Annotated in this window: 13 protein-coding genes, 4 tRNA genes, 2 rRNA genes and 8 pseudogenes; 22 read left to right on the top strand and 5 right to left on the bottom strand. The window is 38.8% G+C overall.

Features of this window, described 5'->3' with window-relative positions; translation table 11 throughout:
* Nucleotides 1-126 precede the first annotated feature (126 nt).
* The 6 genes and pseudogenes from D2C72_04345 (at nt 127) to D2C72_04320 (ending at nt 3,039) form a co-directional block, all read left to right on the top strand.
* A tRNA-Pro gene (locus D2C72_04345) sits at nt 127-204 on the top strand.
* Between the two features lie 66 nt (nt 205-270).
* Nucleotides 271-347, top strand: a tRNA-His gene (locus D2C72_04340).
* A gap of 59 nt (nt 348-406) precedes the next feature.
* Nucleotides 407-483: transfer RNA gene (locus D2C72_04335), tRNA-Arg, on the top strand.
* Nucleotides 484-505: 22 nt separating this feature from the next.
* Nucleotides 506-582, top strand: a tRNA-Arg gene (locus tag D2C72_04330).
* A 121-nt stretch (nt 583-703) separates the two neighbouring features.
* A pseudogene (locus D2C72_04325) lies at nt 704-923 on the top strand (hypothetical protein).
* A 245-nt stretch (nt 924-1,168) separates the two neighbouring features.
* Nucleotides 1,169-3,039 (top strand): annotated as a pseudogene (locus D2C72_04320) (mechanosensitive ion channel family protein).
* 2 nt (nt 3,040-3,041) lie between these two features.
* Here D2C72_04320 and D2C72_04315 read toward each other — a convergent pair.
* Complete coding sequence (locus tag D2C72_04315) at nt 3,042-4,211, bottom strand: class I SAM-dependent methyltransferase (GenBank protein QEF43554.1); 1,170 nt, start codon at nt 4,209-4,211, stop codon at nt 3,042-3,044.
* Between the two features lie 168 nt (nt 4,212-4,379).
* On the opposite strand from D2C72_04315, the gene D2C72_04310 reads away from it, so the two are divergent.
* The 6 genes from D2C72_04310 to speA are packed head-to-tail and all read left to right on the top strand — an operon-like array spanning nt 4,380 to nt 11,585.
* Complete coding sequence (locus D2C72_04310) at nt 4,380-6,296, top strand: methionine--tRNA ligase (GenBank protein QEF43553.1); 1,917 nt, start codon at nt 4,380-4,382, stop codon at nt 6,294-6,296.
* Nucleotides 6,297-7,316, top strand: a complete 1,020-nt coding sequence (locus D2C72_04305) for a ferrochelatase (protein ID QEF43552.1) — start codon at nt 6,297-6,299, stop codon at nt 7,314-7,316.
* Between the two features lie 3 nt (nt 7,317-7,319).
* Complete coding sequence (gene cmoB, locus D2C72_04300) at nt 7,320-8,105, top strand: tRNA 5-methoxyuridine(34)/uridine 5-oxyacetic acid(34) synthase CmoB (protein ID QEF43551.1); 786 nt, start codon at nt 7,320-7,322, stop codon at nt 8,103-8,105.
* A gap of 15 nt (nt 8,106-8,120) precedes the next feature.
* Complete coding sequence (locus tag D2C72_04295; protein ID QEF43550.1) at nt 8,121-8,549, top strand: PaaI family thioesterase; 429 nt, start codon at nt 8,121-8,123, stop codon at nt 8,547-8,549.
* Between the two features lie 4 nt (nt 8,550-8,553).
* Nucleotides 8,554-9,723, top strand: a complete 1,170-nt coding sequence (locus D2C72_04290; protein ID QEF43549.1) for a glycosyltransferase family 4 protein — start codon at nt 8,554-8,556, stop codon at nt 9,721-9,723.
* Between the two features lie 14 nt (nt 9,724-9,737).
* Nucleotides 9,738-11,585 carry an arginine decarboxylase gene (speA, locus tag D2C72_04285; GenBank protein QEF43548.1) on the top strand — a complete coding sequence of 616 codons (1,848 nt, stop codon included), beginning with the start codon at nt 9,738-9,740 and terminating at the stop codon, nt 11,583-11,585.
* A 134-nt stretch (nt 11,586-11,719) separates the two neighbouring features.
* On the opposite strand, the pseudogene D2C72_04280 reads toward speA, so the two are convergent.
* From D2C72_04280 to D2C72_04265, 4 genes and pseudogenes are all read right to left on the bottom strand, one after another.
* A pseudogene (locus D2C72_04280) lies at nt 11,720-12,628 on the bottom strand (hypothetical protein).
* Nucleotides 12,629-12,777: 149 nt separating this feature from the next.
* Nucleotides 12,778-14,568 (bottom strand): annotated as a pseudogene (locus D2C72_04275) (DUF262 domain-containing protein).
* Between the two features lie 42 nt (nt 14,569-14,610).
* Nucleotides 14,611-15,057, bottom strand: coding sequence for a hypothetical protein (locus tag D2C72_04270; protein QEF43547.1), 447 nt, complete (start codon nt 15,055-15,057; stop codon nt 14,611-14,613).
* A gap of 53 nt (nt 15,058-15,110) precedes the next feature.
* Nucleotides 15,111-15,398 (bottom strand): hypothetical protein, encoded by a 288-nt coding sequence (locus tag D2C72_04265; protein ID QEF44186.1) that lies wholly within the window; start codon nt 15,396-15,398, stop codon nt 15,111-15,113.
* 816 nt (nt 15,399-16,214) lie between these two features.
* Here D2C72_04265 and D2C72_04260 point away from each other — a divergent pair.
* From D2C72_04260 to D2C72_04215, 10 genes and pseudogenes are all read left to right on the top strand, one after another.
* Nucleotides 16,215-19,103: ribosomal RNA gene (locus D2C72_04260) — 23S ribosomal RNA — on the top strand.
* Between the two features lie 237 nt (nt 19,104-19,340).
* A 5S ribosomal RNA gene (gene rrf, locus D2C72_04255) occupies nt 19,341-19,458 on the top strand.
* A 341-nt stretch (nt 19,459-19,799) separates the two neighbouring features.
* Nucleotides 19,800-20,028: pseudogene (locus tag D2C72_04250) on the top strand (hypothetical protein).
* A 231-nt stretch (nt 20,029-20,259) separates the two neighbouring features.
* Nucleotides 20,260-20,631 (top strand): hypothetical protein, encoded by a 372-nt coding sequence (locus tag D2C72_04245; protein ID QEF43546.1) that lies wholly within the window; start codon nt 20,260-20,262, stop codon nt 20,629-20,631.
* Nucleotides 20,632-20,649: 18 nt separating this feature from the next.
* Nucleotides 20,650-20,889 carry a hypothetical protein gene (locus tag D2C72_04240; GenBank protein ID QEF43545.1) on the top strand — a complete coding sequence of 80 codons (240 nt, stop codon included), beginning with the start codon at nt 20,650-20,652 and terminating at the stop codon, nt 20,887-20,889.
* Nucleotides 20,890-20,982: 93 nt separating this feature from the next.
* Nucleotides 20,983-21,234: pseudogene (locus D2C72_04235) on the top strand (hypothetical protein).
* A 168-nt stretch (nt 21,235-21,402) separates the two neighbouring features.
* The gene (locus D2C72_04230; protein ID QEF43544.1) at nt 21,403-21,588 is read left to right on the top strand and encodes a hypothetical protein; all 186 of its coding nucleotides are present in this window, start codon (nt 21,403-21,405) and stop codon (nt 21,586-21,588) included.
* A gap of 140 nt (nt 21,589-21,728) precedes the next feature.
* Entirely contained in the window at nt 21,729-22,553 is an 825-nt protein-coding gene (locus tag D2C72_04225) for a mechanosensitive ion channel family protein (GenBank protein ID QEF43543.1), read from the top strand.
* Nucleotides 22,554-22,714: 161 nt separating this feature from the next.
* Nucleotides 22,715-23,246, top strand: a pseudogene (locus tag D2C72_04220) (hypothetical protein).
* Nucleotides 23,228-24,051, top strand: a pseudogene (locus D2C72_04215) (hypothetical protein). The pseudogenes D2C72_04220 and D2C72_04215 overlap by 19 nt, the downstream one beginning before the upstream one ends.
* Nucleotides 24,052-24,251: the final 200 nt, after the last annotated feature.

Raw genomic sequence — 24,251 nt, 5'->3', positions numbered from 1 at the left:
TTAAAAGGGTGGGGGAGTTGGATTAGGTGTTTTTTGAGCGTCAATTTTGATTTTTAGCGGTATTTTTGAAAAATTACGCTCAAAAATTAGAAAATTCAGCTATAATAACGCTTCATGTGAAAATTTCGGGGCGTAGCGCAGTCTGGTTAGCGCACTTGGTTTGGGACCAAGGGGTCGAAGGTTCGAATCCTTTCGCCCCGACCACTTTTTGCGTAATTTGTTGTTCTGTTTAAAATTCTTTGGTAGAATATCGCTTCCTTTCGTTGAATGGTGGGAGTAGCTCAGTCGGTTAGAGCATCAGATTGTGGTCCTGAGGGTCGTGGGTTCAATTCCCATCTTCCACCCCATCTCATAAAATAAGCGTTTTACCGAGTTTATGTTAGTCATTCCTTTATTTGAATTGTAAGCGTTCGTAGCTCAATTGGATAGAGCACCAGACTTCGGATCTGGGGGTTAGGGGTTCGACTCCCTTCGGGCGTACCACCTGACATTAATACCATATAATGCGCTTGTAGCTCAGCTGGATAGAGCAACAGCCTTCTAAGCCGTAGGTCGCAGGTTCGAGTCCTGCCAAGCGCACCACTTTTGACATTTTTTAAAGAGGAATTATGGATTCTTTAGAGTGGGGATTGCTCATTTTCTTAATTCTTGTTTTTCTTGTAGGCATAGGATACTACATTTTTATGGTTTTTTCTTCTAAAGATTGATCATCAAAATAGCCCAATGACAAGAAGTAGGGTTGGAAACTCCTAAAACACAAATCTTACATGAAAACATTTAATAAAAGCGGTTACAAAAATCTAAAAAATGAGAAATATGTAAGAATAAAAGACATGTACATTATGCGTGACTTTATTGCACCGAACAGGGAAAGCTTTTTGACTATGGTCTATGCGAAATCCTACTATAAAAATATTAAATAAAGCAAGATTTGTTAAAAATTAAGGCTGTATTTTAATTGTAAAATGTAAAAATACTCAAAGCATCGCATCAAGGATATAGCGATCTAAAAAGAGGCTCACAATTGAGCTAAAGCCCGCTTTTTAGGGATAAATAAAAAGCGTTTTCAAATTGCATGGGTAACTTTATGGGGCGAAGCGTTTCTGATTTTTGGTATAATCGCTAGAAATTGTGAGAAAAATTTTATCTTGTTTGAGTGGGGTTTCGCATGCGTTTATTATTGTGGTGGGTATTGGTATTATCGCTCTTTTTAAATCCTTTGAGAGCGGTTGAAGAGCATGAAACAGATGCGGTGGATTTGTTTTTGATTTTCAATCAAATCAACCAACTCAATCAAGTCATTGAAACTTACAAAAAAAACCCTGAAAGAAGCGCTGAAGTCTCTCTGTATAACACCCAAAAGAACGACTTGATTAAAAGTTTGACTTCTAAAGTGTTGAATGAAAGGGATAAGATCGGGATTGATATCAATCAAAATTTAAAAGAGCAAGAAAAAATCAAAAAGCGTTTGTCTAAAAGCATTAAGGGCGATGATTTCTACACTTTCATGAAAGATAGATTGTCTTTAGATATTTTGTTGATAGATGAAATTTTGTATCGTTTTATAGATAAAATCAGGAGCAGTATTGATATTTTTAGCGAACAAAAAGATGTGGAAAGTATCAGCGATGCTTTCCTTTTGCGTTTAGGGCAATTCAAACTCTACACTTTCCCTAAAAATTTAGGCAATGTCAAAATGCATGAATTAGAGCAGATGTTTAGCGATTATGAATTGCGTTTGAACACTTATACCGAAGTCTTGCGTTACATTAAAAACCACCCTAAAGAAGTGCTTCCTAAAAACTTGATCATGGAAGTGAATATGGATTTTGTGTTAAACAAAATCAGCAAGGTTTTGCCTTTCACAACCCATAGCTTGCAAGTGAGTAAGATCGTGCTGGCTTTGATGATTTTAGCCTTATTGCTGGGTTTAAGGAAATTGATCACTTGGCTTTTAGCCTTATTATTAGATCGTATTTTTGAAATCATGCAACGCAATAAAAAATGCATGTCAATGTGCAAAGCAGCATTGTTTCGCCGGTTTCTGTCTTTTTAGCCCTATTCAGTTGCGATGTGGCTTTAGACATTTTCTACTACCCTAACGCATCGCCCCCTAAAGTTTCTATGTGGGTGGGCGCGGTGTATATCATGCTTTTAGCATGGTTAGTGATAGCACTTTTTAAAGGCTATGGGGAAGCGTTGGTTACGAATATGGCTACCAAAAGCACGCACAATTTTAGAAAAGAAGTGATCAACTTGATCTTAAAAGTCGTGTATTTTTTGATTTTTATTGTCGCGCTTTTAGGGGTTTTGAAACAACTAGGGTTTAACGTTTCAGCCATTATCGCTTCTTTAGGGATTGGGGGGTTAGCGGTGGCTTTGGCGGTTAAAGACGTGTTGGCGAATTTTTTTGCTTCTGTTATTTTATTGTTAGACAATTCGTTTTCTCAAGGGGATTGGATCGTGTGCGGTGAAGTGGAAGGCACGGTGGTGGAAATGGGGTTAAGGCGCACCACAATTAGGGCTTTTGATAACGCTCTTTTGTCCGTGCCTAATTCAGAATTAGCCGGAAAACCCATCAGGAATTGGAGCCGTCGTAAAGTGGGGAGGCGTATTAAAATGGAAATAGGCTTAACCTATAGCTCTAGCCAAAGTGCTTTACAGCTTTGCGTGAAAGACATTAAAGAAATGTTAGAAAACCACCCTAAAATCGCCAATGGAGCCGATAGTGCTTTGCAAAACGCGAGCGATTACCGCTACATGTTTAAAAAAGATATTGTTTCTATTGACGATTTTTTAGGGTATAAAAACAATCTGTTTGTCTTTTTAGATCAGTTTGCGGACAGCTCTATTAATATTTTAGTGTATTGCTTTTCTAAAACAGTGGTTTGGGAAGAGTGGCTAGAAGTCAAAGAAGACGTGATGCTAAAAATCATGGGGATTGTAGAAAAGCACCATTTGAGTTTTGCTTTCCCATCACAGAGCTTGTATGTGGAGAGTTTGCCAGAAGTTAGCCTAAAAGAAGGGGCTAAAATCTAAAATTATTGGTAGATGTATTCTTTGGTTAAGGGGAAAGTGTTATCCACGCTGTTGGTTAAGAGCAATTGGAATAAATCCGCGCTCCCCACCCTGAAAGCGGAAGCGCAAGTCCTTAAATACAGATCCCACATGCGGATAAATCTTTCGTCATAGCCGAGTCTTTTCACTTGGTCTAGATTGTGGTTGAAGTTATCTCGCCAAATGTCTAAAGTCTTGGCGTAATGGATGCGTAAGCTTTCAGCCATGAGCAAGTGGAAGTCGCATTCGCTCATCACGCTCATCACTTCTCTTAAAGAGGGCAAGTAGCCACCCGGGAAGATGTATTTATCCACCCATGCGTTAGTCTTGCCTTCAAAACAGCATAAAATGGAGTGGAGCAAAAACATCCCACCTCTCTTTAACACTTCTTTAACTTTTTTGAAATAAAAGGGCAAATTATCCTTACCCACATGCTCAAACATGCCCACGCTCACCACTTTATCAAAGCGGTATAAGCGCCCATCTAAATCCTGGTAATTCAATAATTTGATCGTTACTTTATCCTCTAACCCTAGTTCTTGGACTCGTTTGTTAGCCTGTTTGTATTGCTCGCTAGAAATGGTGATCCCCATCACTTCCGCCCCGTATTCTTGTGCAGCTTTTACAGAGAGATAGCCCCAACCACAGCCTATATCCAGCAGTTTTTCGCCAGGTTTTAGGTGGAGTTTTTTTAAAGTGTGATCTAATTTTTGGAGTTGGGCGGCGTGGAGGGTGTCATCGTCTTTTTTGAAATAAGCGCATGAATAGCTTAAGGTTTCATCCAGCCAGATAGAATAAAAGTCATTCCCTAAATCGTAATGTTTAGAAATGTTGGAGCTTTCTTTAAGGGGTTTTTGAACGGCTTTAGCGCTATCATGCTTGTGCAAATGCTCATAATTGGTTTGCAAATACAAAGAGTGCATCACCTCATCCATAGAGCCTTCAATATCAATCACGCCGTCCATATAAGCCTCAGCAATCGTCAAAGACATGTCTTTTTTAATGTCGCTAAATTTTAGGGGGCGATGGATTTTAAGGGTGAATTTAGGCAAATGTTCACCATTCCTATAAACGCTATTGTCCCAAAAAACGACCTGATAATCGCCGTTTTTCCACTGCTTGAACATGCTTTTGAGCAAAAATTTTGAAATCATCTGTCTATTCCTTAACTCATTTTTCAATTTTTTGAGCGTTAATTATAATGAATTTTAAGCTAAAAACACCCCATGAATAAGCATGAATTCAACCTCTATTCTCTAAATTTTTAAAAGCATGTTAAAATTAAGAGATTTAAACAAATTTAAGGTAACACGATTATAAAGATGCAAAAATCACTGATCACAACCCCCATTTATTATGTGAATGACATCCCTCATATTGGCCATGCTTATACGACTTTGATTGCGGACACTTTAAAGAAGTATTACACGCTCCAAGGCGAAGAAGTCTTTTTTTTAACCGGCACCGATGAGCATGGGCAAAAGATCGAACAAAGCGCGAGACTAAGGAATCAAAGCCCCAAAGCTTACGCCGATAGCATTAGCGCGATTTTTAAAAACCAGTGGGATTTTTTCAATTTGGATTATGATGGTTTTATCCGCACCACAGACAGCGAGCATCAAAAATGCGTGCAAAACGCCTTTGAAATCATGTTTGAAAAAGGGGATATTTATAAAGGCACTTATAGTGGGTATTATTGCGTGAGCTGTGAGAGTTATTGCGCGATTTCTAAAGCGGACAACACGAGTGATAAAGTCTTATGCCCTGATTGCTTGAGAGAAACCACGCTTTTAGAAGAAGAGAGTTATTTTTTCAGATTGAGCGCATATGAGAAGCCTTTATTGGAGTTTTACGCTAAAAATCCTGAAACGATTTTGCCTATTTATCGTAAAAATGAAGTAACTTCTTTTATTGAGCAGGGTTTATTGGATCTGTCTATCACGCGCACGAGCTTTGAATGGGGCATTCCTTTGCCTAAAAAAATGAACGATCCTAAACATGTGGTGTATGTTTGGCTGGACGCTTTATTGAATTATGCGAGCGCGTTAGGGTATTTGAACGGTTTAGACAATAAAATGGCGCATTTTGAATGTGCTAGGCATATTGTGGGTAAGGATATTTTACGCTTCCATGCCATTTATTGGCCGGCTTTTTTGATGAGTTTGAATTTGCCCCTATTCAAACAGCTTTGCGTGCATGGGTGGTGGACGATAGAGGGCGTGAAAATGAGTAAGAGCTTGGGTAATGTTTTAGACGCTCAAAAGCTCGCTATGGAGTATGGGATTGAAGAATTACGCTATTTTTTATTGCGTGAAGTGCCTTTTGGGCAAGATGGGGATTTTTCTAAAAAAGCGTTAGTAGAAAGGATCAACGCGAATTTGAATAACGATTTGGGGAATTTGTTGAATCGCTTGCTAGGCATGGCTAAAAAATATTTCAATTATTCTCTAAAAAGCGCCAAAATCACCGCTTATTATTCTAAAGAGCTAGAAAAAGCGCATCAAATTTTAGATAACGCTAATTCTTTTGTGCCTAAAATGCAATTGCATAAAGCTTTAGAAGAATTGTTTGGCGTTTATGATTTTTTAAACAAACTCATCGCTAAAGAAGAGCCGTGGGTCTTGCACAAAAACAACGAATCAGAAAAACTAGAAGCCTTATTGAGCTTGATCGCAAACGCGCTGTTGCAATCAAGTTTCTTGCTCTATGCGTTCATGCCAAAGAGCGCTATGAAATTAGCGAGCGCTTTTCGTGTAGAAATCACGCCCAATAATTACGAACGCTTTTTTAAGGCTAAAAAATTACAAGATATGGTTCTACAAGACACCGAGCCTTTATTTTGTAAAATGGAAAAAGTGGAAAAAGCCCCACCAACACAAGCAGAAAAAGAAAAAGCCCCACCAACACAAGAAAACTATATCAGTATTGAGGATTTCAAGAAAGTAGAGATCAAAGTGGGGCTTATCAAAGAAGCTCAAAGGATTGAAAAATCCAATAAATTACTGCGTTTAAAAGTGGATTTAGGCGAAAATCGTTTGAGGCAGATCATCTCAGGGATCGCTTTGGATTATGAGCCTGAAAGTTTGGTGGGGCAAATGGTGTGCGTGGTGGCTAATTTAAAACCCGCCAAGCTCATGGGCGAAATGAGTGAGGGCATGATTTTAGCGGTGCGAGATAGCGATAATCTAGCCTTAATTAGCCCTACTAGAGAAAAAATTGCAGGAAGTTTGATCAGCTAAATGCGATTAGGGGTGAATGAAGCCGTAGAATTGAGTTTGGGCGAATTGCAAAACACGCCCTCAATCAGCTATTTTAATTCTATTGTTTTGTCTTTAAACAAAGTCCAAAAAGGCTCTTTATTTGTCGCTAAAGATCATGCTCTCATTCCTAAAGCTTTAGAGTTAGGGGCTTATGGGATTTTATACGCAGGAGAATACCCTTTAAGCGATAGGGATGTGGCATGGATCAAGCTTAAAGATATAGAGCATTCTTTGAACCATTTGTTTAAATTTTGCTTATTGAATGAGCGCGTGGTTGGAGCGTTATTAAGCCCCATAGAATTAGAGATCGCTTCTAAAATCATGGTGAGCAATTTTGCGTGGTGCTTGAAAGAGAGCCTTGAAGATCTATTTATTATAGAGGGGTGTAAAATAGCCTTTTTTGATAAATTGGAGTGGCTCCATTTGTTTTATAAGCAAGAGCACTTGAGAGAAGATTTAAAGGAAGATTTAAAAGAAAGCCGTTTAATCGTTCTCAACCAATCGTTTTTTTGCAGCACTTTAGTCTATGAAAAACAAGAATACGAATTCAAAATGCCATGCATCTTTTTAGAGCCTTTAAAAAGGGTGATTCAATTGTGCGAGAAATTACAAATTGAATTTGATTTGAACCTTTTAGGTAAAAAAGAATACCCTTTAGATCATTGCAAACCCTTTTTTGTGAATAAAAATTTAGAAATAGCCCCCTATGGCACAACGGCAAGGGTGGTTGTTGCTGAGGCGTCAAAAGAATTGTTTGAAATGATGCTTCAAAAAGCCCTTGAGACTTTATCGTGGGGGAAAATTGTCGTGTTTTGTCGTAAAAACAGCGTGGCTTTCTTTGAAAAAAATAACCCTTATTGTTACACCACTCATAACAACCTTAAAGAGCAATTAAAAAATCTAGCGTTTAATTTCGCTTTTATTTATGGGATTAGCTCCTATCATTTAGAATCCCTTTTAAACCCCCCCCTTTTTAAAAAAACCCCCACGCTATGGTAAGTCATGCTGATTTGTAACGATAAGTCCAATCCAAAAACCCTTTTAGAAGAAATCATGGCGTTAAGGCCATGGCGTAAAGGCCCTTTTGAAATTTCTCAAATCAAGATTGATAGCGAATGGGATAGCTCTATTAAATGGGATCTAATCAAAAACGCCACTTCTTTAAAAGACAAAATAGTGGCTGATGTGGGTTGCAATAACGGCTATTACTTGTTTAAGATGCTAGAACATAAGCCTAAAAGTTTGGTGGGGTTTGATCCGGGCGTTTTAGTCAAAAAACAATTTGAATTTTTAGCCCCCTTTTTTGATAAAGAAAAAAAAATCATTTACGAGTCTTTGGGGGTAGAGGATTTGCATGAAAAATACCCTAACGCTTTTGATGTCATTTTTTGCTTAGGGGTGTTATACCACAGAAAAAGCCCGCTAGAAGCTTTAAAAGCCTTGTATCATGCTTTAAAGATAAAAGGGGAGCTAGTGTTGGATACACTTATTATTGATTCGCCCCTAGACATCGCCCTTTGCCCTAAAAAAACTTACGCTAAAATGAAAAACGTTTATTTTATCCCTAGCGTTAGCGCTTTAAAAGGGTGGTGCGAAAGGGTAGGGTTTGAAAATTTTGAGATTCTTAGCGTTTCAAAGACCACGCCTAAAGAACAGCGTAAAACGGATTTTATTTTGGGGCAGAGTTTGGAAGATTTTTTGGATAAAACGGATCACTCTAAAACTTTAGAGGGGTATGACGCTCCTTTGAGAGGGTATTTTAAAATGCTTAAACCAAGCAAGCGTTAAATAAAGGATAAGATAGTGCAAGAATCAGTCGTTCGTGTGGATTATGACTCTTTAGAGACTTGTAAGAATTTCAAACCAAGCGTTGGCACTGAACTAGTCGTTTTAGAAAAAGATATAGCCCATGCGCGTTTCAAGGGCAATGAAAGCATGGTGTATGAAGAAAATTTTGTGCATGCCGGGTTTGTGCTTATTGCGTGCAATTATGCGGCCTTGTGTGCACTGAATAAAAGGCACAGCGTGGTGGTTTCTAATAACATCAATTTTTACGCCCCCCTAGAATTGAATCAAGAAGCGCTCATTAAAGCGCAAGTGATTCAAGATGGCGTGAAAAAAGCTGAAATAAAAATAGAGGCGTTTGTGTTAGACATTCAGGTTTTAGAGGGAATGATAGAAATCGTGGTGTTTGATAAAAAGCCTTTTAAATTCAATTTTAAAGAAGAGTAGTTAAATGGTTATTGTTTTAGTCGTGGATAGCTTTAAAGACACCAGTAATGGCACTTCTATGACAGCGTTTCGTTTTTTTGAAGCGCTGAAAAAAAGAGGGCATGTTATGAGAGTGGTCGCCCCTTATGTGGATAATTTAGGGAGTGAAGAAGAAGGGTATTACAACCTTAAAGAGCGCTACATCCCCCTAGTTACAGAAATCTCACACAAACAACACATTCTTTTTGCTAAACCCGATGAAAAAATCTTAAGAAAGGCTTTTAAGGGAGCGGATATGATCCATACTTATTTGCCTTTTTTGCTAGAAAAAACAGCCGTAAAAATCGCACGAGAAATGCAAGTGCCTTATATTGGCTCTTTCCATTTACAGCCAGAGCATATTTCTTATAACATGAAATTGGGGCAATTTTCTTGGTTTAACATGATGCTTTTTTCGTGGTTTAAATCTTCGCATTACCGCTATATCCACCATATCCATTGCCCGTCAAAATTCATTGTAGAAGAATTAGAAAAATACAACTATGGAGGGAAAAAATACGCTATCTCTAACGGCTTTGATCCCATGTTTAAATTTGAACACCCGCAAAAAAGCCTTTTTGACACCACGCCCTTTAAAATCGCTATGGTAGGGCGCTATTCTAATGAAAAAAATCAAAGCGTTCTCATTAAAGCGGTTGCTTTAAGCCGATACAAACAAGACATTGTATTATTACTCAAAGGCAAAGGGCCTGATGAGAAAAAAATCAAACTTCTAGCCCAAAAACTAGGCGTAAAAACGGAGTTTGGGTTTGTCAATTCTAATGAATTGTTAGAGATTTTAAAAACTTGCACCCTTTATGTGCACACGGCCAATGTGGAAAGCGAAGCGATTGCGTGTTTGGAAGCCATTAGCGTGGGGGTTGTGCCTGTTATCGCTAATAGCCCTTTAAGCGCAACCAGGCAATTCGCTCTAGATGAGCGATCGCTATTTGAGCCTAATAACGCTAAAGATTTGAGCGCTAAAATAGACTGGTGGTTAGAAAACAAGCTTGAAAGAGAAAGAATGCAAAACGAATACGCTAAAAGCGCTTTAAACTACACTTTAGAAAATTCAGTCATTCAAATTGAAAAGGTTTATGAAGAAGCGATCAAAGATTTTAAAAACAACCCCAACCTCTTTAAAACCTTATCGTGATAAAAGGATAGAAAATGCAAGAAGTCCATGATTATGGGATTAATTTTTGGAGCAATAACGAATTTAAGATAGAAAAAGGCTTGGTTAAAGTTTGTCATGGCAAAAACCCCTCGCTTTTAGAAATCGTTCAAAGCGTGCGCGATAAGGGCTATAGAGGGCCTTTGTTGGTGCGATTCCCCCATTTGGTGCAAAAACAAATCAAAAGCCTGTTTGATGCGTTTTCTTCAGCGATTAAAGAGTATCAATACAGCGGGGCTTTTAAGGCGGTTTTCCCTTTAAAGGTCAATCAAATGCCCTCGTTTGTTTTGCCTTTAGTGCAGGGGGCTAAGGGCTTGGATTATGGTTTAGAAGCCGGGAGCAAGTCTGAGCTCATCATTGCGATGAGCTACACTAACCCCACAGCCCCTATCACCGTGAATGGCTTTAAAGACAAGGAAATGATTGAGCTTGGCTTTATCGCTAAAAGCATGCAGCATGAGATCACTTTAACGATTGAGGGTTTGAATGAGCTAAAAACCATTATCGCCGTGGCTAAACAAAACGATTTTGTAGCCTGCCCTAAAATTGGTATTCGCATCCGTTTGCACAGCGCTGGCACTGGCGTTTGGGCAAAGAGTGGGGGGATCAATTCTAAATTTGGCCTTAGCAGCACTGAAGTTTTAGAAGCGATACGCCTTTTAGAAGAAAACGACTTACTAGAGCATTTCCACATGATACATTTCCACATAGGCTCTCAAATCAGCGATATTTCGCCCTTAAAAAAGGCTTTAAGAGAAGCGGGAAACTTGTATGCAGAATTGCGTAAAATGGGCGCTAAAAATCTTAATAGCGTGAATATTGGAGGGGGGTTAGCCGTAGAATACACCCAACACAAGCACCACCAAGACAAGAACTACACTTTAGAAGAATTCAGCGCTGATGTGGTGTTTTTATTGAGGGAAATTGTGAAAAATAAGCAAGAAATCGAGCCGGATATTTTCATTGAATCAGGCCGTTATATTTCTGCTAACCATGCCGTTTTGGTGGCCCCGGTGTTAGAATTGTTTTCGCATGAATACAATGAAAAATCCCTAAAAATCAAAGAAAGTAATAACCCCCCCTTGATTGATGAAATGCTAGACTTGCTCGCTAATATCAATGAAAAAAACGCCATTGAATACTTGCATGATAGTTTTGATCACACCGAGTCGCTATTCACGCTTTTTGATCTAGGCTATATTGATTTGATTGACAGGAGCAACACTGAAGTTTTAGCCCATTTGATCGTCAAAAAAGCGGTGCAATTGCTTTATGTTAAGGATCATAACGATATTTTACGCATTCAAGAGCAGGTCCAAGAGCGCTATTTATTGAATTGCTCGTTTTTCCAAAGCTTGCCGGATTATTGGGGCTTGAAGCAGAATTTCCCGGTCATGCCCTTGAATAAATTAGACGAAAAGCCCACCAGGAGCGCGAGCTTGTGGGATATTACTTGCGATAGCGATGGGGAAATCGCTTTTGATTCCACCAAACCCTTGTTTTTGCATGATATAGACATAGATGAAGAAGAATACTTTTTAGCGTTCTTTTTAGTGGGAGCGTATCAAGAAGTTTTAGGCATGAAACACAATTTATTCACACACCCTACGGAATTTAGTGTGGTTTTTGATGAAAAAGGCGATTATGAAGTGGAAGATATTTGCGAAGCCCAAACGATTTTAGATGTGCTAGACGATTTAGACTATGACACCAAAGAGATCGAGCGCCTTTTAAAACAAAAAATTGAAGACAACAACCAACTGGACATGGAAGAAAAGAAAGAAATCATGGGGCGCTTGTATGTCATGCTGAGCGAAAACGGGTATTTGCGCACGATTTCTTAAAAGAACGCTATAAATGGATTATAGCTAAAATAAAGATACAAGAAACGCCAAGCAACATTTGAAAAATAAAGATACAAGAAGAATTAAAAGAGAGATTAAAAAAAGGAGACCCCTCACAAGAGAGTAAGGGGGGGTTAGTTTTCTAAATTTTTAGCCTCGCTCTCGTTTTCATTTTCAGGCTCGATAACATTACCCTCATCATCATAGTCCTCATCTCGTAGTCCATAAGACCAAAGATTATCGGCTAATAAGTTAGGAGTTAAGCCCGCACAACTTAAATCATACTTATTGATACCACCATCGCATAAGAGTTGAGCGATAAACAACGCCTCCTCTTTATTAGTAGGTAACATTTCAGCCCAAATACCTCCTAAATCTTGTGCCTCCTCATCACCTCTCGCATACAACTTAATAAGCTTACAAAAGAGTGTCAAATTGCCTAAATTCATATTATCAAAAGTGTCGTAATAACAATTTTCAACATTACGATTTTCAAGCATTTTAGCCTACTCAAGGTCGCTATGCTTATTTAAGCCCTCCGCACACGATAAAGCGGTAAGAATGATAGCAGAAGCTTGATGTCCTTTTCCTTGATAAAACATAGGGGTCAATAACGCACCAATCCTGCTTTTTCTATCAGTAAGGAAATAGTCTTTAGCTACCACCGAGAAACTAGACTCGCTTTTTTCCTCAAACCCGAAAGAGAGTTTATACTTGTCCTCTTTTTCTTTAGGCTCTTTAGGAGTAGAAGTCCTATCCTTGACACTCGGTCCGCTAGTTACCACTTTAATCCCTTTCAACAAATCATCAGCGCTTTTTTCATTTTTAGCGTGAAGTCTCATATGCTCGGTCAATGGAACTTTATTGAACCACTTTAAGAATTTGTCGCTATTGAAAGCGTATGCGGCTTCGTTGCCTTTTTCGCTCCTTAAGGTTACACGATTGAACCCAATGCTAATGACTTTAGCCTCCACCACTTTGTCGTTGATCGTGGCTTTGACTAACGCCCCTACTTTTAACTGATTTTCGTTTTGAAAACCTATAAAATACTCCTTGGTAAAATTTGTTTTAAATCCCGCTATAATCGGTCGTTCAATGTTTTTTGGTGGTTTTTATCTTTTTGGCATGGCTTATTCCTCCTTGTTGTGGTGTGAAGCGCTAAAAATAGACCCTTTATTTTTGAACAATCGCATCATTCAATGTCTTTCAAAAGAGCGTTTTTAAAAGCTTTAATGGCGCTTTCACCCACCAATTCAGCGATACGATAACGCGCGATCAAAAAGTCTAATAATTTTTCGCTTCTTTCTTTGATTTGCGCGACTCCAAAAGAAGCGTTTTTAGCCACTTCTTTTTCACTATAAGAGCCTTTAAGGTATGCCTTTCTTTTTTCCTCAAAAGGCTTGTTGCTTAAAGAGCTGTTAGCGTTTTTAGGGATTAAGAGCAAGTTCCCTAAAGCATGCACGACATGGGGATTTTTAGCCCAACTTTTTTCTTTAGCGCTATAGCCTTGATCGGGTTTTTGGGGCAGGATATGCTCAATGCTTTCTATACTGCTATCAAAATTCAGAGTCGTTTCAGGGTTATGGTGCAACTCGTATTCATACAGCAAGTAATTCAGCGCCTTGTCCCACCGATACCATTTTTCAGTATTCTTTTTAGAATGGATACTCTCTTCAAGCAATTCCAAGCCGCTATGCTTTCCCTTGAAAAAATTCTTTTCTAGCGTTGGAAGATCTTCAATGGTTATTTTATCTTCCTAAAATCTACACGCTTGAATCGCTTTGAAGGCTAATCCAATCCATTCATTTTTAGCCGTATTCTTGCCAGCAACCCCATAGATTAAAAACCCAAAACGCTCTAAATATTCTAATAGGTCTTCCAACTCTTTGGTGGTATAATGCCGTTCATCGCCACTTCTTACAGCAAGCTGTATGGTTAAAAGAGAGAGCAATAAGGGCAGAAAAGCGTTTTCGCTCAAAGCGTTTAAGCGCCGCATTTTGTCTAGTAAGCCGCGCATTTTAGGCGTGATTTCAATCCTAAGCTCTTCATCATCAAGCGTGTGCAAGAAATACCAAACATTAGAAGAATAAGAAAGATAAAGTAACAAATCATTTATTTTTTCATATTCATCATATGATGAGTGGTATCTTTTATGAGCGTTAAACTCCATTTCCAATAATCTCTTTTTAAAATCCCCTTTCTCGCCATAATAATACGCCACAAAATGCTTTAAAAACCTCTCTAAATTATCATCTTCAAAGGATCTCAAATCGTAATAAATGATCGTGTAGGTGTCATTGATTTCTTTTTGAAGCGTTTCTAATTTTTGTCCATTACAAATCTTGTGCGCTACAAAATGCAAGCGGTTTTTTAACAATTCTAAAGTGGATAGATCCTTGCCACGATTGTTGATTGTTTCAAAAGAGCTGAACGGATCGATTCGGTTATCATTCAATTCCACTACGCTAAAAAGCATTTTCTTTATAAGGGCATCAAACATTTTTTCAAGCGTTCCAACAGGCGTCTCGCTGATTTTTTCTTTAAAAAACGCATGAGCGTCAATCAAATTTTTAGCGTAAAAAGAAGTTTGAAACCTTTCTAAATCTTTTTCTTCTTCCATGATCGCCCTAAAAGCTTCATTTAAACCATAATACTTATAGGACAGAACGGGTTCGAGATTCATTGAAGAATACTTTGGGTCTTTGTTTTGGGTGGTTTTGGCTAAAAGGTCTAATAAAATCAGGCTTGTAGCCAATCGTTGCTGGCCGTCTATGATTTCAAAAGCGCTATCTTCAAGCTCATTTTCAAGCCCTCTTAAGGTTAAGCTGTGCATGTAATGGAATTTATCTCCCAGTTTGGACACATGCTCTAAATCGTTCCAAAAATCCTTTAATTGCCTTTCTTGCCATGCATACCCCCTTTGATAGCTGGGGATTTCAAACACGCCTTTTTCAACCACTCCGTCTAAATTTAACAATTCCATCAAAATCCTTTCATAAGTTTATGGGTAAAAACCCATAACCCCTTAACTCTTTCTCTTAATCAATTTCATTGAATTGTTAAGTCGTGGGGAATTTGTAAGACACCATGCGTTTTTATTGACTAATTCTTCGTATTCTTGGCTCCCTTTTTGAGCGCAAACACCATAAATCACTAACGATCCCCCATCATCAACTTCAAAGTGATCAATTTTTAGAGCAAAAACACTGCGTTGGATTTTAACCCCTTCAATATTTGATTTCTCATACACAATAGCAACAGCATAATCTGCTTGACGCACTTTCTCAAAATCTTTATGTTCAGCTACTTTGTCCATTCTTGGGCGAAAAAAAGTCAAAGTGCATTCCTCACAAGCTTGTTTAAAAGGCTTATTTTCTGCCCTATTTTCCGGATCATTGTAGTATCCACTTTTAAACAAGCACAACAACAAATTATATTTTTCATGCACTTTTAAATCTTCTAACTGAGTCATCGTCTTCTCCTTTGAATTTAACTCTGTAAGCCCCACTGGTTTAAAAATGGGGCTTATGGAATCAAATTTTTTAAAAAGATTGCGGTGCGGGTTAATGAAAGGGGGAATAAAAGGGTTAATGAAAGGGGGAATAATAAAAAATAGGGGATTTTTAAATCGGTTTTGGTAAAAGCGATAAAAGTATGGTAGCGTTGCTTGATTGCTTGACAGAATGATTGAATGATTGAATGATTGAATGATTGAATGATTGAATGATTGAATGATTGAATGATTGAATGATTGAATGATTGAATGCCATTTCTACCCCTTTTTTGAAAAAAAGATGACTTGGAGTGTTGTATCTAGTGGTATTTAATCAATGGTTAATGATGCGTTTTTATTTTTTAATGATGCATTTTATCTTATTATAACGATGTGTTTTATTTAATAATGATGTGTCTTTATCTTATTATAATGATATGTTTTATTTTTTAATGATGCATTTTATTTAATTTTATGATGTGTTTGATTTGATTTAATGATGATGTGTTTTTATCTTATTTTATAATAATGTGTTTTTATCTTAAAGCTTTATTTTGCTACCCCCTAATTCCAATCACTCCCCAATCATTTCCAATAACTTTTATCCATTCCTTCCAAACTCTAAAATTCCTTTCCAACTCTCAATTTTCTTTCAAACTCTAAAATTTCTTTCAAACTCTAAAATTTCTTTCAAACTCTAAATTTTCTTTCACATTCCAAAAACTTTAAGCAAACTTTAAGCATTAGATGTCTATAATTACATTTCGTTTTTAAAGACAAGCTTTAAAAAGTTCTTTAATTCAAACTCAAGCAAGTTATAAAAGCTAAAGGCTTTAATTATAAAATATAAAAATATAAAAGCCCACCAGCTGATTAAACTTGGCGATTAAAAAAGATTAGGGATCAAGCATTTTTAGTCTTCTTAAAGGGTTTAATATTTGAGAGTGATTATAGCAAGTTTTTAAAGAAAAACGAAGTTATTTGATTTAACATTGTTAATAGCCTATGTAAAAGTAAAGTAAAACTACAATAACTCTGTCTTATATTCATTAAGGCAGTGGTAGCGCTGAAGAATATTCGTGCAATTGTCGTTATTCATTATAAAAGGGCGGGTTTTAAAGGATATTTTAAAATTTAAAACAAGCTTTTAAGAGCAGATGGCGGATGCCTTGCCAAAGAGAGGCGATGAAGGACGTACTAGACTGCGATAAGCTATGCGGAGCTGTCAAGGAGCTTTGATGCGTAGATGTCCGAATGGGGCAACCCAACTAATAGAGATATTAGTTACTCTAATTATAGAGAGCGAACCTAGTGAAGTGAAACATCTCAGTAACTAGAGGAAAAGAAATCAACGAGATTCCCTAAGTAGTGGCGAGCGAACGGGGAAAAGGGCAAACCGAGTGCTTGCATTCGGGGTTGAGGACTGCAACGTCCAAGAGAACGCTTTAGCAGAGTTACCTGGAAAGGTAAGCCATAGAAAGTGATAGCCTTGTATGCGACAAGGCGTTTTTAGGTAGCAGGATCCAGAGTAGGCCAGGACACGAGAAATCCAGGTTGAAGCCGGGGAGACCACTCTCCAACCCTAAATACTACTCTTTGAGCGATAGCGAACAAGTACCGTGAGGGAAAGGTGAAAAGAACCGCAGTGAGCGGAGTGAAATAGAACCTGAAACCATCTGCTTACAATCATTCAGAGCCCTATGATTTATCAGGGTGATGGACTGCCTTTTGCATAATGATCCTGCGAGTTGTGGTATCTGGCAAGGTTAAGCGAATGCGAAGCCGTAGCGAAAGCGAGTCTTAATAGGGCGATCAAGTCAGATGCTGCAGACCCGAAGCTAAGTGATCTATCCATGGCCAAGTTGAAACGCGTGTAATAGCGCGTGGAGGACTGAACTCGTACCCATTGAAACGGGTTGGGATGAGCTGTGGATAGGGGTGAAAGGCCAAACAAACTTAGTGATAGCTGGTTCTCTTCGAAATATATTTAGGTATAGCCTCAAGTGATAATAAAAGGGGGTAGAGCTCTGATTGGGCTAGGGCTGCTCGCCGCGGTACCAAACCCTATCAAACTTCGAATACCTTTTATCGTATCTTGGGAGTCAGGCGGTGGGTGATAAAATCAATCGTCAAAAGGGGAACAACCCAGACTACCAAATAAGGTCCCTAAGTTCTATTCTGAGTGGAAAAAGATGTGTGGCTACTCAAACAACCAGGAGGTTGGCTTAGAAGCAGCCATCCTTTAAAGAAAGCGTAACAGCTCACTGGTCTAGTGGTCATGCGCTGAAAATATAACGGGGCTAAGATAGACACCGAATTTGTAGATTGTGTTTGACACAGTGGTAGAAGAGCGTTCATACCAGCGTTGAAGGTATACCGGTAAGGAGTGCTGGAGCGGTATGAAGTGAGCATGCAGGAATGAGTAACGATAAGATATATGAGAATTGTATCCGCCGTAAATCTAAGGTTTCCTACGCGATGGTCGTCATCGTAGGGTTAGTCGGGTCCTAAGCCGAGTCCGAAAGGGGTAGGTGATGGCAAATTGGTTAATATTCCAATACCGACTATGGAGCGTGATGGGGGGACGCATAGGGTTAAGCGAGCTAGCTGATGGAAGCGCTAGTCTAAGGGTGTAGATTGGAGGGAAGGCAAATCCACCTCTGTATTTGAAACCCAAACAGGCTCTTTGAGTCCTTTTAGGACAAAGGGAGAATCGCTGATACCGTCGTGCCAAGAAAAGCCTCTAAGCATATCCATAGTCGTCCGTACCGCAAACCGACACAGGTAGATGAGATGAGTATTCTAAGGCGCGTGAAAGAACTCTGGTTAAGGAACTCTGCAAACTAGCACCGTAAGTTCGCGATAAGGTGTGCCACAGCGATGTGGTCTCAGCAAAGAGTCCCTCCCGACTGTTTACCAAAAACACAGCACTTTGCCAACTCGTAAGAGGAAGTATAAGGTGTGACGCCTGCCCGGTGCTCGAAGGTTAAGAGGATGCGTCAGTCGCAAGATGAAGCGTTGAATTGAAGCCCGAGTAAACGGCGGCCGTAACTATAACGGTCCTAAGGTAGCGAAATTCCTTGTCGGTTAAATACCGACCTGCATGAATGGCGTAACGAGATGGGAGCTGTCTCAACCAGAGATTCAGTGAAATTGTAGTGGAGGTGAAAATTCCTCCTACCCGCGGCAAGACGGAAAGACCCCGTGGACCTTTACTACAACTTAGCACTGCTAATGGGAATATCATGCGCAGGATAGGTGGGAGGCTTTGAAGTAAGGGCTTTGGCTCTTATGGAGCCATCCTTGAGATACCACCCTTGATGTTTCTGTTAGCTAACTGGCCTGTGTTATCCACAGGCAGGACAATGCTTGGTGGGTAGTTTGACTGGGGCGGTCGCCTCCTAAAAAGTAACGGAGGCTTGCAAAGGTTGGCTCATTGCGGTTGGAAATCGCAAGTTGAGTGTAATGGCACAAGCCAGCCTGACTGTAAGACATACAAGTCAAGCAGAGACGAAAGTCGGTCATAGTGATCCGGTGGTTCTGTGTGGAAGGGCCATCGCTCAAAGGATAAAAGGTACCCCGGGGATAACAGGCTGATCTCCCCCAAGAGCTCACATCGACGGGGAGGTTTGGCACCTCGATGTCGGCTCATCGCATCCTGGGGCTGGAGCAGGTCCCAAGGGTATGGCTGTTCGCCATTTAAAGCGGTACGCGAGCTGGGTTCAGAACGTCGTGAGACAGTTCGGTCCCTATCTGCCGTGGGCGTAGGAAAGTTGAGGAGAGCTGTCCCTAGTACGAGAGGACCGGGATGGACGTGTCACTGGTGCACCAGTTGTTCTGCCAAGAGCATCGCTGGGTAGCTACACACGGATGTGATAACTGCTGAAAGCATCTAAGCAGGAAGCCAACTCCAAGATGAACTTTCCCTGAAGCTCGCACAAAGACTATGTGCTTGATAGGGTAGATGTGTAAGTGCAGTAATGCGTTTAGCTGACTACTACTAATAGAGCGTTTGGCTTGTTTTTTGCTTTTTGTATAAGATAACGACAATAGAGCGCGAATAAGTTACCACTGCCTTACTGAGTGTAAGAGAGTTGGAGTTTTATAAAGACTTTTATAGGATTGAACTTTAATGAGGAATGAGATACCATCTCAATGGTTTAAAGTTAAAGGCTATTAACGATCTTCTTTGTTAAAAAACAGCTCCCTATAAAGAGAAAGGGGAGTTAAGGGTAAATGTGTTTTATCTTTAGCTCCCTTTTCCTTGTGCCTTTAGAGAAGAGGAACTACCCAGTTAACCATTCCGAACCTGGAAGTCAAGCTCTTCATCGCTGATAATACTGCTCTTTTCAAGAGTGGGAATGTAGGTCGGTGCAGGGATAGGGAAATGTTTTTCAATCTTGCTTTTTATTTAATTTTATTATTGATTATATTTTAGTGCTTTATTTTTCTGTTGCTTTTTTATTTCTTTTGTTTTTAAATTTTTTAGTTTAGGTTTTTTTGGGGTTTTATTGTTTTATTTAAAGGTTTTTGCTTGCTTATTTTGTTTAAGTTTTTTTTATTGTTTTTAATGGTTTGATAACACGCATTGGTATGTTTTACTTTGTTTTATATAGTATCACTATTTTTAGTTTCTTGGGTTTTTATCCCTATATAATTAGTGTAAGATAACAACTATAATAAATAAATTTGAAAAGGTAGTCAATGTCTAGTGGTTTTAAAATGTTAAAAAGTCAGAGTTAAAGAATGGCACTGAACCTGAATTAATCATTATGGGACGGCTGAAAAATTCGCTAAATTGAGAGCGAGTAACCCTAACTTAAAAAGAACAATAGCTTTCACAGAAGCAGAAAGGGCTGACTTGAGCGCTGCGGGTCTATCTAGGGTTTATGAACATATGATAGAGGGTCAATGCGGAATTGTTTCAGTATTCATGGGGAATTATACTAGAGAAACCAATATGAAGCGGACTAAACACCTCAAGTCTCTCTTAAGAGCGTTATACCCTGAAGTGGGATTTATTACTATTCAAGGTTCTTGCCAAGAAAAAGCTAGCGATATTCCTAGTAATGAAGTTTCTTTTTTGTCTATACGCTCAAAGACCATCGCTTTGATTTAAGAGCAGAACTCATCAAATTAGGAAACAAATTCGAGCAAGACAGCATTGCGTGGTGTCCTAAGATAACAGAAGAAAGCGGTAAGGTTTATGCTAGATTTAGTCTTATTTGCACCACACCAAACCTTGATGGGGTTGAGGCTTATGGCTTCTCTGGCAAAATACACAGGAAATGTAAATTCGGTCAGTTAATAGGAAAATCAGAGCTTGTCAGTTTTGGTAAAGATATGAACCCTAGCACTAAATCATTCCAAAGTGCTTATTCAAAAATACACGGAAAGAAGTTCTTTTTCTATAAACCCACACAAATAGCCGAAAACACCTTACAGAGTTTAAAAGCCAAACTTGACGCTAATAGAATGAAAACTAGCACAACGGGTGGGGTAATAGGCACTTTCCGGTTATGTGGATATGAAAAAGGCGTTCAGGTTGGATAGCGTTCTAGGAACTAACCCATGAAAAATTTCAACATTACAAGCGATAAAGTCAGTCAAAGTCTCATCAATGCTATGAAAACTTACAAAATCAAACCGACTTTAAAAACGACTTTAAGTGAAGCTATGAATAACCCTAACTTAAAGGCGTTTGATGAGCTGACTAAAAAAGAAAAATACAGCATAACCGCTCCTTTCCTAGGTTGTATAAACACCTATATAAGTGTGGTTGTCTTTCAGCTAACAGAGAGTTTAAGTTGAGCTTATGGCAAGATTACGGGTTTGATACCGCCGCTGATATGATTGTGGATTATTATAAGTGGGTCTGTTGGTACTATCCTTTCTAAATACCTAATGAGCGATGCAGAGAATGTCCAAAGAAACAAGGAATGAGAAGCTGATATTAAAAAGCTATACCCAAAAATCGGTTATATTAAAGTCAATGGCGTTTATCAAGGCAGTAAAGAACCTAGCTTTCTTATCTACGCATTAGGTGCGGATTTATTGACAATTGTTAGAGAGTTAGGATACCAATACGAACAAGATAGCGTGGTGTATTCTACTAGCAACAGCTCTGAAGCGTGGTTGTATTTCACTACCCTTTAAAATCCGCATTCTTTGAGAAAAAGGAAGGGTGAAGGCTATAAGCCTTATAAAAGGGGTCAAAAAATTAAGATTGCTAACCACATCAATATTGACCAAAATTGAGAAAGCCCCAACTCCCCTAAATTCTTAAAGAATTACTCAGAGACTTTTAAACACACCATAGCCTTTATGCGAAAATCTTATAGAGCGGTATCTGTTGATAGAGTAACGATAAAATCCATTAAAGCCAAGCTAGGGAAAAACCATTGCCATATAGTAAGTGGTAGCCATCAAGTAGGGGGTGTGCGTAAAGTAATCTCTAGGTTCAACACTCAAAAACCCTTTTTCATTAGACAGCATCTTAAAAGCCACTGAATTTATCGCTAATACTGGATTGAGCGTTTGAGTTGTGGTAATAAGGTTAGTCCTAAACATGCTAACATGTCAAAATTAGCTACATAAGGGTAAGTTATCTTGTCTCTTTTAGCGATTTTGTGATTTGCAAGGAAAGATTTATGGATGAGATTAAAACGCTGTTAGTGGATTTTTTCCCGCAGGCAAAGCATTTTGGGATAATCTTAATCAAGGCTGTCATTGTCTTTTGTATAGGTTTTTATTTTTCGTTTTTCTTACGGAACAAAACCATGAAACTTTTATCCAAAAAGGATGAGATTTTGGCGAATTTTGTCGCGCAGGTTACTTTTATCTTAATCCTTATCATTACTACAATCATCGCGCTCAGCACGCTAGGCGTGCAAACCACCTCCATTATCACTGTTTTAGGAACGGTGGGGATCGCTGTGGCGTTGGCTTTAAAAGATTACCTTTCAAGCATTGCCGGAGGGATAATCCTTATCATCTTGCACCCGTTCAAAAAAGGAGACATCATTGAAATCTCTGGTCTAGAGGGCAAAGTAGAAGCACTTAATTTTTTTAACACTTCTTTACGCTTGCATGACGGACGTTTGGCGGTTTTACCCAATAGAAGTGTCGCCAATTCTAATATTATTAATAGCAATAATACGGCGTGTCGGCGCATTGAATGGGTTTGTGGGGTAGGGTATGAGAGCGATATTGAACTGGTGCATAAGACTATAAAAGATGTTATTGACTCAATGGAAAAAATTGATAAAAACATGCCCACTTTTATTGGGATCACGGATTTTGGACAAAGTTCGCTGAATTTCACCATTAGGGTTTGGGCAAAGATTGAAGATGGGATCTTTAATGTGAGGAGCGAACTCATTGAACGCATCAAAAACGCCCTAGACGCTAACCACATTGAAATCCCTTTCAACAAGCTAGATATTTCTATCAACAAACAAGACTCTTCTAAGTGATTGGCGTGAGACGCGTTGGTTATGATGGTTGATTTTAAAGGATAACCCATGTCAAGCGATTTTAAAAACCTTTTCATCGGTGCTAATAATTCTAAACGCACCAAGTTAGCTTAATAGCGAAAAAAACCCTATCCATTCTAACTCGTTATCATCTCTCATTGATGCCCGCCTTTAAGGAATGCAAGGAAGCTAGAAGCCAACTACCTCTCTTTAAAATCTCTGTCAATTCTAACCAACCCCTATCAGCCCAGCTAAAAGAGTATGATAAGAAAAAGTCAGCGTTAAGAGCCGTTTTAAACACAAGGTCAAAAAGAAATAACCTAGTGCATTATGATGATTTGACTATGGCTCAAAAAATGAATACCACCGCTTTATCTATGAGCCGATTATGCGATCGGATGCTAAACTGCCCAGTAGCAGTTATCTCTGGTTATAGAACTTATAACGATAAAGCCATTATTGCGGATTATGGATTAAAAGAAGCCACCAAGATTTTAGAACTGAATGCGACAACAGAGGGCGAGAAAAAAGAGGAAGTTGAAACCCTTTTAAAACCCTTTATGCTCACTAACACTGATAACGAAAAAAGAACCAAGTGGTTGAGAAAAAAGCTAGACCTATACAAGGGCTACATAGGATACAAAATTGTTAAAGGTTATTACAGAGAAGCAGGTATGCCACAAGCTAACATAGAAACTAGCTTCATTTGTTTTGAACTCAAACCATTCCATAATAAAAATCAATTCAAAGACATCATAGTGAATTTGGGTAGGGAGTTCAACCAAGACAGCATTATTATCAACAGCCATAAAGATAAGCGTGGGGCTGTATTCACTTTAATATGCACCACCCATTACCCCTACTTGATGCTTGATGGAAAAAAACAAGACTTGGAGAACCCTTTGCTGAATTAAAAGACCCTAAATTTAGGAACTCTATCGCTGATGAAGCCTTACCTAATGGTCAGTCAAACCTTGACTTTTTGATTGCTTTCACGGAGTTTATGCGTAAAATAAAAGCTGATGGAAAAACAAGCAGATTTGGGTTTGGTGGCTATAAAGCCTTATCTCAAGGTAATACCGCTAACAGTGTTCTTGCTAAATTAAAAGCCAATTTGATAGAGAACGGGCAGAGAAAAATAAGAGGAACTAGGGGTGGTTGGGAAAATTGGAGCAAGTGGGTTCCTGGATACTCCTACGACTTGAACGCTTCCTTTACTATGGATAGCGTTCTAGATAACACATACAAACCCAAACCCCTTAAAACTAATCAATTTGATACTAACGCTGGGTATTGTTCCATTAACGAACAAGACCTTTTAAATCAGTTCATCAATGTGAGCGCGAAATTATCCCACGACACCTTATTAGCGATAAGACAAACAGAAAACATAGACCTAGTTTATGCTTTGATTAAAGACACCACTTATAACAGCTTGAATAAGTGCTATGATTTTATCTTTGAGATTGATAAAGCGGTGAGGATTTCAATCAGCTAGTCATTGAAGTCCCCCAAATCCGTCCTTAAGAATGCAGAACTCAATCAAATTAAAAATGCATTGACTTCCCAAATCTATAACGGAGTTTATGAATTTACGCAAGCATGAAAAACAAAGCTCTTGGTTTTTGCCAAATGGGTTTCTAGCGTTTCATTAACCAAGGGGTGCTTTGGGATATTCCCCTTTAAGCACTTTAAAAT

The organism is Helicobacter pylori (assembly GCA_008032955.1).
GTDB classification, from domain to species: domain Bacteria; phylum Campylobacterota; class Campylobacteria; order Campylobacterales; family Helicobacteraceae; genus Helicobacter; species Helicobacter pylori_DC.
Note: the sequence above shows the minus strand (reverse complement) of the source record. Positions and strands in the feature narration are given on the sequence as shown.